Raw genomic sequence first — 7,571 nt, forward strand, 5'->3', positions numbered from 1 at the left:
TTGTTCATTCGTACCCCGATGTTGCTGTCGTTCTCTCTGCCTTCGTCGCTGCTGTCGTTATCACCGCTCTTGTCATTTCCTATTGGGCCTCCATGCCTTGGAGGGATCGCTAATGACTTTTCGCACCGTCAGCTTCCAGGGCACCGCCCTTAGCTCCTCTCAGCGCCGCGCCCTGGATCAACAGCGCGCCGTCGCCCGCAGCTTCGTCAGCCCTCACCTTGAGCGCCAGATTCAGCAGGCCCAGCAGAACCTCGAACGTTACGAGCGTGAGACGTGGTTTTTCGACCGCTACGAGACCGAGCAGCTCCTGGCGGCCCTTCACCGGCATTCGACCATCTCCATCGCCGAGATGGCCGGTTACACGTTCGACCCACGGGCTTCCGCCCACTTTCCAGGCGACAACGCCTAACTACTGAGGAACCCTCAAATGCCCTTTATCTACCTCGGAATCACCCGCGACGCTGGCACCTCCAAGAAGACCAATTCGGCTTATGACATCGCCCAGGTCCACTACGCCGACGACGCCAGCAACACCGGTCGCCCTGACCGCAAGCAAGCTCTCGGCCTGGAAGGCAAGTCCATTGGTATCGCCCCCGAGGCCATCGCCAAGTTCCAGTCTCTGGAGCCTCTGACCTTGGTCAATTTCGAGTTCGAACCTGACCCCCGAAACATGGAACGCAACCGCGTCTGTGGCTTCAAGCGCGTTCCTGTTGAAGTGGCCAAGGCCGGCTGACGGAGGAGGGCGCCGTGATCATCCACGACCGCTGTTTCTGCGACCTGTGCGGCGAGTTCATCGGCCAGCTCTGGAATCAGCCGGCCCAAGCGCCCGACCTCGTACCCGCTGACACATTCCGCGCCTGTGATGACTGCTATTCGGCATCCGAAGTTGCTGCCTGCGAGCGCGTCGAAGTTCTGGAGTTCAACTATGCCGGCTGAACTTCAACAATTAACCGTACAGGGGCTTATCACCGTGTACACATCAGGATTCATGCTGACTGTCGCTGCATATGCGGTCGGCTTGAAAATCGGCGTCGTAATTAGCGCCATTCGCAAACTGTAAAGGAGTTCCAAAGATGACTGAGATTTTCGCAGCTGTTTCGTTCGGTGAAGTCGTTGCCTGGGTTGTCACCGCTGGCGTCGCCATCATCGGCATTCACATGGCCTTCAAGGGCATCGACCTGGGCAAGCGTGGCGTGCGTAAAGCCTAAACAGCTTTCGCCGCACAAGGGAGGAGGGCGGCAACGTCCTCCTTTTTTTATGGAACAAATAACTATCTCGATAACTTCCGCTGACATTGCAATGTTGGCGTATTCCTTGGTTTTCATTGGTGGAGTGATAGGCGGATGGGCATTTATTTTAGGTTTGCAACAACGATTTTAATTGTTTTCCTCTCTTTGTCGGCGCATTCCGCAGTTCGTCAAACCTTTAATCCTTCCCCTCAAGCTGTAATTAAGGGCACCGCCAGAACTGGCGCAGTTTCAACCCCTAATGGCGAAATTGCGTTTTACGGCCAGGAACAAGTTTTCGAGATGACTGCCGGAAATCGTTTCAATTCTGGTGACTCTGTTGGTCCTACTGTTCGCCGCGAGCCCCTTACATCTGGAAAGGTGGTAACGCCGTACGGGGAGGGCGCTTATTACGGAACTCCAAACCCGCAGGCTACGAAAGTTAAAGTTCAACCTGTTGTCAAAGTTCCCAAGACTCGATTAATCACGAAATTCAAGAATTTTGTTAAGGTTTCACCTGCTCAAATTGCCTTCAACGTTGCGAGCATGGCGGCTATTTCGGCTGTCGGATGGGTTATGGAGGAGGGTGTTAAGCCCGGCGGCGGAAAGGAGGTCACAATCGTAAAAGAAACTCCCGGCATGGTTCAGGGGTTGAATATGCCGTTTCGTGGCCCTGGTGCTAGCAGTTGCGCTTTTGCTTATTCAAATCCTGACGGCGTTTATACTGGCAATGGCTGGGTTTATGTCATTACTACCGGCACGCCATTTACTACCAACCCATTTACTTACGTAGGTAACTGCAATCCTAGATATGTTTCACAGGCTCAATCCTCTCAATTTACTGTTGTTGTTTCTGAGAAATCTAAATCGCCAGTTACTGATTCGGATATGGCGGCTCTCGATCCTTGGCTTAATGCTCAAAGCGCTGCTTATCTGAGTGATCTCCTTAAGGAAGTTTGCGAGGGCTCCAACAATCCTGCTGGCTGTTACGCTGAGATGAAGTCGTCCGGTTTCCTTTCCGGCCCTGCTTCTGTTGCTGGCCCCAGGTCTTCGACTACGCAGTCTTATCTCAAGCCTGACGGCACTCAGGGCACCAGAGTTACCAGCACCTCAACCGATTTTGGAATTAAATACGGCGACAATTACTTCGATGTTTCGCCAACTACTACCACGACTAAAACCGAGGACGGAACTCCGGTTTCTACGGAAATCGAGACCGACACTACTCCGCTCCCTGAAACCCCTCCAGACCCTGCCAAACCTGACGAATCGCCAGAGCCTCAGTATTCATTTCAGGACACCGATTTTCCCGACGTCGAGCCATTCTATAAGCAGCAATATCCCGACGGCCTAAAAGGTGTCTGGAACTCGAAACAGAAAGAATTCAAGGATTCAGCATTCCTCAAGTTCCTCTCCGGCTTCGTGCCTACGTTTTCGGGTGTTTGTCCATCATTTGGCCTGGATTTCAACATTGCCACCTGGGCGGCGTTCGGCCACCTCGACTTTATGAGTCTTTGCTGGGTCTTCGACTTCATCAAGATAATCATGATGGTTACAACTGTGTTTACTTGCCGCGCACTCATATTCGGAGGCTGATATGCAGGGTGTATTTAACTTTTTTACCGCACTCCTTGCGAAGATAGCTAACTTCGCCAAGTGGCTCCTTGCTGTTTTCAAGCAAGTATTCGTCGACATCTGGAACATTCTCACTGATAACGTTTGCTGGATTTTTGACCAGTCATTAGACGTCGCCGTTGCAGCTCTATCTGTAATTTCTGCTCCTTTCAATCCTCAGACGTATTACGCACTGATTCCCGCTGATGTAGCCAATATACTCGGATATATCGGAATACCTCAGTGTCTTTCTATTATCGTTGCTTCATTGGTAGTTCGTTTCACCCTGCAAACCATTCCTTTTGTTCGTTGGGGCTCATAATGATTAACCTACTTCTCGGCAACCCTGGCGGCGGTAAAAGTTATGAGTCCGTCGCCTTCCACATTATCCCCGCCGTTATTGAGCGTAAGCGCAAGGTAGTTACTAACCTCCCTTTGTGCCTTGATATGTGGGAGCAATATTTTCCAGGCTCAACGAAACTCATAGAGATTCGCGCCCCATACAAGGTCGGTGACAAGCTCGTCCAGCCGTTTAGTCGCGCTGAGGATTATCAAGACGACTGGAAAGACTCGGACACGCAAGTAGGCTGCCTGTACATTATTGACGAATGCCACAAGTCATTACCTCGCCAGGGCACGCCTGTGTCGGTCGAGGAGTGGTATGCAGAACACCGTCATACCGGCTCTGATGTTCTGCTCATTACTCAGTCGTACGGCAAAATAAACCCAGCAATTCGCGACCTAGTGCAAGTTGTCTACCGCTGCAAGAAGGCTGTTGCTTTCGGTTCTAGTGATCGCTATATCCGCAAAGTTCAGGACGGCATACGCGGCGAAGTTGTTAACACGTCCATCCGTGAGTACGAAAAGAAGTATTTTCCGCTCTATAAGTCGCACACCAAGTCTGATTCGGCAGTTCAAGAAGCGTTCGCCTCTGACATTGTTCCGATCTGGAAGCGCTGGCCTTTCCGTGGTGCTGCTATATGCGCCGTTCTCTTTGTTGGCATGGTTGCTTACAACCTGACGTCAGGCGACGACCCAGCGCCCCAAGTTGAGCCAGTTCAGGCCGCTTACACCCCGCCTCAACCTGCGCATCAACCCGCCAAGGAACCGCCTCCGCAGGCCACCCCGCGCGGGCCTGAGAAGAAAATGCACCCCTTTGACGGCTCAACCATGCACCTCCAGGCTATGGTGTATGGGCACCGCTACCGTGACGGTGTCGAGGTCGAGTATTTGAGCGGTTACGTCACCATCGCGCAGAACGGCCAGCCCATCCGGAGGGTTTCCTTCCAGGACCTTTGGGACACTGGTTACGAGATCGTCAGGCTCTCCGCCTCGGCTATTTCCGTCACTTACAAGGGGTACGACGTTGGTTACGTCGTGGCCGATCTGCCGGCCGTAGACCTCGGCAAGGCCCCGACCACTGCGGCCATCGCCAAATGAGCGGGAGGGCTCCCGCTTGCGGGAGGGACCCGCGATTGCAGGCGATGGTCGTAGCTGTCGCTTTCGTCTACGCTCTCCAGCTCGCAACACACGTCCGCCAAGGAGGCCCAAGAATGCTCATCGACCGCGACTACATGCGCCGCCGAGATGACCCGATCAAGTCACAACAGCAGCCACAGCCGGTCATGCCCAACGGCTACTGGCTGCCGCCCAAGGCCTGGAAAGCGCGTCTTTACCGCATCTTCGGCATGAAAGCGCCTGCCCGCTGGGTGTCGTTGTCGAATCGCCGTTGGTTGTGAACCTATGACCCTTGACCAGATCGTCATCATGTCGGCCTTCGTGGCCATTTTCAGCGGCTTGCTACTCGCGATTACCTGGGAGTGAGCGCAGGCCTTCCGATCCCAGGTTGCTCATAATGGACGGCGTTACGTTGAGCGGGGTCCGGACACTGGCGTAGCCTTCCGGGCCCTGCGTAACGTAATGGCGATTATGAGTGACCCCATCCCCCTCCCGATCCCGCCGCACCTCGTCCGCGAGGCGCGCTTGTACGCGAAACCTGGCTCCGACCTCGATGCGGTCTGTTACGTGCTGCAGGACTATCCCAACCTCGTTGCCGATCTCCGCCGCCTGCGTGCTCGCGTTCTCCAGCTGGACGACGAAGCTGCGGACCTCGACCGCCGCGTCGAGCGCCTGCAGGCCGCCTGCCGCGAAATCCTCGATCTTTAATTGCTAGCATTTCTTCGCCGGCATCGAGCACCAGGACGTCAAAATTGCTATCACCGCCTGAAGGAGTCGTGCTAGCATTTTTGCACCTGGTCAGATCCGCCCGGGTTCAAAATTGCTATCACGGAGAGATTCGCATGTCAGGCAAAACCCTCACCATCCGCGACCCCGACGTCGACGTTCTGCGCAACATCAAGCTACTGACTGGCAAGGGCACTGCATCGCAAGCGCTCATGGCCGGCGCCGCCAAGGCCATTGCGCTCAATGACCTCGTCGCCGATCTGCGCGCCCAACTGGCGGCAGAGCGTGAGAAGGTTGCTGTTCTGCAGCGAGTTCTTCGTGACGCTCACGGCGCCGCTGTCCAGTTGGCCGAGATTGCAGGGCAGGGCGACCTGTTCGATCCGTCCAATCCGCTCCGGCCCGGTGCTCGCCGCTAGCATTTTGTGCGCTCCAGCTGCAGATCCAGGGCGAAAATTGATAGCAATTTTTCCTGCAGGAAACGCCCTGGATCTCGCCAATTGCTAGCGATTGGATCCGCTCCAGGGTGATAACTCGCCGCCGCTCCGCAGCACGTCCGCGAACGCCTCGCCTCCAGCCGCTCCGAACTCACCGCGCGCCATGATCACCCCACGGGCGCGCACTGCGGCAACACATAGCGCACGGAGCTGATGCACGGCCTTTTCTAACAGATCTCCGAGGAACGACCCGCCCGCCTAGCCCAGCCGGGGCGGCTCGATGGTGATGCGCAATCGGATTGCTTTTGCCGTCTTGCAGTTCGGAATTCTGAACATTGCGTTCAGCATGTTGCACGGATCGGGGTGGGGGTGCTGTTACACCCCCACTTTGGTATGCGATCGCGTACCGCTCTCTATCTCAGCGCCTCTTGCTCGTATCCGAACAGCACGCCTTTCAGCGCTATGCGTGCTTGGTTCCTGATATCCACCGGCAGTGCGTCGAAGCGCCTCAGAATCGGCGCCAGGTCTTCGGATAACGTTCTTTCGTGCTCGTTAAGCAGTAACTCATCGGTCGACACCCCTAGCACTCTCGCGAGCCTTACGATGATCTCGCCCGTCGGATCTGACCTCCCTGCCTCGTATGCCGTGTAGCTGGATTTGCTGACACCTGCCGCCTCCCATACGAAGCGCTGGGTAAGCTTTCGCGCCTCCCTCAATTTCTTCAGGTTGGTCCCTATGGTCATGGCTCGTTCCTGGCTGTTTTCGCTCATGACCCCATCCTAGGTACTGGTGCTTTATACAGTTCCGGTAAACCGGTACATTTTTGCTTGCATTCTGGCAATTGTCGGTCCTATTATCCCGTCCATTCGGTATTGCTTTTCCGATATTGACAGGGAATTCCATGTTCATCGACTGGCTCAGCGTTTCTCAAGAACACGATCACGACCTCCCGGTTGTCTGCGATGTGTTCACGCTTACCATCGATGCCAATACCCACGAGGTGCTCAGCACTCGTCAGCCCTGGTTCAAGCACGAAGGCAGCTACTCCACCTCGATCAAGATCAGCGTCCAGGGCCGAAAGGTCCGAGTTGATGGCAACCCCAGCAAGTTCAATCGCCTCGACAACCTCTTCGGCTACGAAACCATTGGCCAGTGCATCAACGTTTACAACCAGCTCCTCGCTGAATACGGCCTTCCCCCGTTCACCAAGTGCACCCGTGTTGAGCTTCGTCAGGGCGCCTCTGGTGCTCGTGCTGGTGACTGGGTTGCGGATGGTTGCTCCCTGGAGCGCATCGACCTGACAACCAATGTCGCTGTAGGGGAGGGCAACGTACTGGCCTATCTCCGCGGGCTGTCTACCCAGCGCATCGGCCATTCCATCGGCTACCTGTACCCCAACGGCCGCACCGTCGATTGGACGGCAGGCGGCAAGCGAAAAGGGGGCGTCCGCCTCCAATACCGCAAGGTCTACGACAAGGCCTTTGAGATGTCAGAACACACCAGGACCCGCGTCCTGCGCATGTTCGGCGATGCGTCACCCGAGCTCGAGTATGTCGATCAGCTCATTTCCTACTGCAACCAGCATGGCGTTGTCCGGCAAGAGCAGGAACTCAAGCAAGAGTTTCTGGCCCGCGAAGGTCTGCGCTTCTGGGGCCTGTTCAAAGAATCCCGTCTCCGCACCATTCACGACGACTTCCTCGCGGTGGACACCAAACTGAAGGTAACGGCCATGGACCTCGTGACGATTGCCGGCCAGCTTCTGGCCGAAAAGGTTGTTGATAGCACCTACGCGGCAAATATGACCGCAATGGTGGCGTTGAACTGGAGCAACGGTCAGGTTTTTGACCTCACCAAAAGCGCTGTAAAGAAGCACCGCGCTCGCCTCCGCAAAATCGGCATCGACATCGCCAACCCCTGCGATACCTCCCGGTTTACTCCGGTCATCGTGCGCCAGGCTCGCGAGGTCACCAAGAGTTACGACCTCCCCATTCCGTCTTGGTACCGCCGTCCTGCTGCCCACCTGCAACTGGTGGCCGCATGACCTTCCTCGACGTTGTTATCTGCTTCTGCGCCGTCTTCCTGCTCGGTCGCTTTGTGTTCGTTTTTATCGACC

At 55.6% G+C, this 7,571-nt stretch carries 12 protein-coding genes; 11 read left to right on the forward strand and 1 reads right to left on the reverse strand.

Annotated features, from left to right (window positions below; all coding sequences use genetic code 11):
- Positions 1 to 112: 112 nt before the first annotated feature.
- The 10 genes from RTK35_RS30070 (at position 113) to RTK35_RS30115 (ending at position 5,440) form a co-directional block, all read left to right on the forward strand.
- Complete coding sequence (locus RTK35_RS30070) at positions 113 to 409, forward strand: hypothetical protein (RefSeq protein WP_316909703.1); 297 nt, start codon at positions 113 to 115, stop codon at positions 407 to 409.
- Between the two features lie 18 nt (positions 410 to 427).
- Complete coding sequence (locus RTK35_RS30075; RefSeq protein WP_316909704.1) at positions 428 to 733, forward strand: hypothetical protein; 306 nt, start codon at positions 428 to 430, stop codon at positions 731 to 733.
- A 14-nt stretch (positions 734 to 747) separates the two neighbouring features.
- On the forward strand, positions 748 to 936 hold the full coding sequence (locus RTK35_RS30080) for a hypothetical protein (protein WP_316909705.1): 189 nt from the start codon (positions 748 to 750) through the stop codon (positions 934 to 936).
- A gap of 137 nt (positions 937 to 1,073) precedes the next feature.
- Positions 1,074 to 1,208, forward strand: coding sequence for a hypothetical protein (locus RTK35_RS30085; RefSeq protein WP_316909706.1), 135 nt, complete (start codon positions 1,074 to 1,076; stop codon positions 1,206 to 1,208).
- Positions 1,209 to 1,343: 135 nt separating this feature from the next.
- A complete protein-coding gene (locus RTK35_RS30090) occupies positions 1,344 to 2,822 on the forward strand; it encodes a hypothetical protein (protein WP_316909707.1) in 1,479 nt (492 codons plus the stop codon).
- Between the two features lies 1 nt (position 2,823).
- Positions 2,824 to 3,162, forward strand: coding sequence for a DUF2523 family protein (locus RTK35_RS30095; protein WP_316909708.1), 339 nt, complete (start codon positions 2,824 to 2,826; stop codon positions 3,160 to 3,162).
- A complete protein-coding gene (locus RTK35_RS30100) occupies positions 3,162 to 4,280 on the forward strand; it encodes a zonular occludens toxin domain-containing protein (RefSeq protein ID WP_316909709.1) in 1,119 nt (372 codons plus the stop codon). The genes RTK35_RS30095 and RTK35_RS30100 overlap by 1 nt, the downstream gene beginning before the upstream one ends.
- Before the next feature lie 113 nt (positions 4,281 to 4,393).
- A complete protein-coding gene (locus RTK35_RS30105) occupies positions 4,394 to 4,579 on the forward strand; it encodes a hypothetical protein (RefSeq protein WP_316909710.1) in 186 nt (61 codons plus the stop codon).
- A gap of 244 nt (positions 4,580 to 4,823) precedes the next feature.
- Positions 4,824 to 5,006: a hypothetical protein gene (locus RTK35_RS30110; RefSeq protein ID WP_316909711.1), complete on the forward strand. Its 183-nt coding sequence runs from the start codon at positions 4,824 to 4,826 to the stop codon at positions 5,004 to 5,006.
- A 134-nt stretch (positions 5,007 to 5,140) separates the two neighbouring features.
- The gene (locus RTK35_RS30115) at positions 5,141 to 5,440 is read left to right on the forward strand and encodes a hypothetical protein (RefSeq protein ID WP_316909712.1); all 300 of its coding nucleotides are present in this window, start codon (positions 5,141 to 5,143) and stop codon (positions 5,438 to 5,440) included.
- A 431-nt stretch (positions 5,441 to 5,871) separates the two neighbouring features.
- Here the strand turns inward: RTK35_RS30115 and RTK35_RS30120 are convergent, their stop codons facing one another.
- A complete protein-coding gene (locus tag RTK35_RS30120) occupies positions 5,872 to 6,228 on the reverse strand; it encodes a helix-turn-helix transcriptional regulator (RefSeq protein ID WP_316909713.1) in 357 nt (118 codons plus the stop codon).
- A 131-nt stretch (positions 6,229 to 6,359) separates the two neighbouring features.
- Here RTK35_RS30120 and RTK35_RS30125 point away from each other — a divergent pair, with 131 nt between their 5' ends.
- Complete coding sequence (locus tag RTK35_RS30125; RefSeq protein ID WP_316909714.1) at positions 6,360 to 7,499, forward strand: phage/plasmid replication protein; 1,140 nt, start codon at positions 6,360 to 6,362, stop codon at positions 7,497 to 7,499.
- Positions 7,500 to 7,571 lie beyond the last annotated feature (72 nt).

The organism is Pseudomonas sp. zfem003 (assembly GCF_032621675.1).
Classification (GTDB): Bacteria; Pseudomonadota; Gammaproteobacteria; order Pseudomonadales; family Pseudomonadaceae; genus Metapseudomonas; species Metapseudomonas otitidis.